The sequence below is a fragment of the Bacillales bacterium genome, from assembly GCA_035700025.1.
In the GTDB taxonomy this organism is placed as follows: domain Bacteria; phylum Bacillota; class Bacilli; order Bacillales; family DASSOY01; genus DASSOY01.
The window spans coordinates 1-2,636 of sequence record DASSOY010000051.1; the positions used below are offsets into that span (position 1 = coordinate 1).

Genomic DNA, 2,636 nt, shown 5'->3' on the forward strand with positions numbered 1-2,636 from the left:
GAGGCGTTGTACAAGCGGACGCCGCCGCAGGCGGCGAAGCGTGAGCCGCTCGGATTGGCGAATATCGCGTGTGAGGGCGGCGCGGACGCGGGCAATAATGGCAGGATCGTGCATGAAGCAGTTGATCTCGTTGTTGAGCACAAGGCTGCGGCGGTCCAGGTTGGCGGTGCCGACATCGCACAACGTTCCGTCGATGATCATGACTTTGGCATGGTAAAAGCCTTGATAGTACATATAAATATCGCAACCGGCTTTGATTAGCGGGGCGAAGTACGGCACGGCTGCTTCATGGACGAGCGGATGGTCTTTTTTCATCGGCAACAGCAACGTGACGGCGACGCCGCGCTTTCGGGCGGAGAGAAGCGCTTGCTGGATCCTCGGTCCGGGAATGTAATAGGGAGTACCGATGACAATCGATTGCTCGGCACGGTTGAACAAGTCGCAAAAAAAATCTTCGAGCGACGTCCCGTTCGAGGAAAAAAGTTGTAACGGTGTCATGCCTTTCGCCAACTCCGGGTAGTAGCGGGAGCCTTCGATCTGTTCACCGGTGGCGGTTTTCCAATCGACGAGAAACTGTTGCTGCAAATCTTGAACACCGTCGTTTTCGATTTTGATGTGATAATCGCGCCAATTGCCGAGTTCCGGTTTTTTTCCTAAATATTCATCGCCGACATTGAATCCGCCGAGGAAACCGATTTTTCCGTCAACGACGGTGATTTTTCGATGGTTTCTCCGGTTCATTGTGAAAAACCAAAACGGTGGACGCGGACGGTTGGAGACGGCAAACGAGACGCCGGCCCGCTCCAGATCCTTCCGCTCTTTTTTCGAAAAGAAATGACTGCCCATCCAATCGACGAGCACACGGACTTTCACGCCTTCGCGCGCTTTTTTTCTCAGCCGGGCGCACAACTGTTTGCCGATCGTGTCGTTTCTGAAAATGTAAAAATTTATGTGAATGTGGTCGTAGGCTTGTTCAATCGCTCGAAAATAATCCTTGAAAAAAGGGACGCCTTGGTCGTAGAAGCTGACGTCCCCATGCCGCAGCGGGAAGCGTGTCGATTGGAAAAGTTTTTGTCTCCGCCAGACGCGTTTGCCAACAGCCAAGTCGGCCCACAACAGGAAAATCACAAGCAGCACAATAAGTGCGATGGTTGTCAACATGTTCGGTTCTCTCCCCAACGGTTTGCTGAACTTTTATTATGCCCGAACGGCGTTGGTTTTATTTTTTTTCTGGAAACAAACGCTTTGTTCACGCGTAACTTGATAGTGCCGACTGAATGCTCACTCAGTCATTTTATGCTATAATAGGCATAAACTTTGTAACCGTTTTCTTGGGAGGGAGATGGAGCGTTGGATACTTTGCACATCATCAATTGGCTGGCGTTTTTGGCCGTTGTCGCTTACGGGATTTATTTATTTGCTTATATCGTTACGACGCGTGTGAAGTTTATCAAGCTTGGGCAAAAGGCCGAATTCGACCGCACCGTGAAAGAACGAATCGACGCTGTTCTCGTTAACGTATTCGGGCAAAAGAAACTGCTGAAAGACAAGAAAAGCGGTGCGATACACGTGATGATGTTTTACGGTTTTTTGCTCGTGCAGTTCGGGGCCATCGATTTGATCTGGCGCGGGTTGGCTCCGGGTTCGCATTTGCCGTTCGGACCGGTTTATCCGTATTTTACGTTTTTCCAGGAGCTCGTCGTCTTAATGATTCTCGTAGCTACGGTATGGGCGTTTTATCGCCGTTACGTGGAAAAGCTCGTCCGATTGAAGCGCGGTTTTAAATCGGGGCTCGTTCTTTTATTCATTGCCGGGTTAATGCTTTGTACGCTGCTTTCCAATGCGATGGAAATCATTACTGCGGCCGAAATGAACTACACCGCGGGACAGCCGGTCGCATCCGGGCTTGCCTTTTTGCTGCAATGGGTCGGGCCGACGGCAGCCGGGGCATTGTTTTACGTGTTTTGGTGGGGGCATTTGTTATTCTTGCTCACCTTCCTCGTTTATGTACCGCAGTCGAAGCATGCACACTTGATTTTCGGACCGGCCAACGTGTGGCTCGGGCGCACGCATAAAGTCGGTCGTCTGAAACCGATTGATTTTGAAGATGAATCGAAGGAAGTTTACGGTGTCAATAAAATTGAAGACTTTGACCAAAAGCAGCTGGTCGACCTGTATGCTTGCGTGGAATGCGGACGCTGTACGAATATGTGTCCCGCCACGGGTACGGGTAAAATGCTGTCGCCGATGGATTTGATCGTTCGCTTGCGGGATCATTTGACGGAAACCGGAGCGGCAGTGACTTCCCGGACGCCTTGGATGCCTGCGTTTGCTTTCTCGAACACGAAAGGCAACCAAATCGCTTTCCAAGCAAGAGGTCAAGGGCACCAGGAAAGTGCGGCGGCAACGGAAGGCTCACTTGCGGTCGATTACAGTCCTGAATTGATCGGCAACGTCATTACGGAAGAAGAAATTTGGGCTTGTACGACTTGCCGAAACTGTGAAGATCAATGTCCGGTCATGAATGAACATGTCGATAAGATCATCGACATGCGCCGTTACCTTGTCATGATGGAAGGGAAAATGGATCCTGAGGCGCAGCGGGCGATTCAAAATATCGAGCGGCAAGGCAACCC

General features: G+C 50.9%; 2 protein-coding genes. One reads left to right on the plus strand and one right to left on the minus strand.

Going from position 1 to position 2,636, the window contains the following annotated elements:
• Positions 1-1,161, minus strand: a 1,161-nt coding sequence (gene cls, locus VFK44_09100; GenBank protein HET7628529.1) for a cardiolipin synthase, incomplete at its 3' end; no start/stop codon positions are given.
• A gap of 189 nt (positions 1,162-1,350) precedes the next feature.
• On the opposite strand from cls, the gene VFK44_09105 reads away from it, so the two are divergent.
• A partial coding sequence (locus tag VFK44_09105) for a (Fe-S)-binding protein (GenBank protein HET7628530.1) occupies positions 1,351-2,636 on the plus strand: 1,286 nt, incomplete at its 3' end.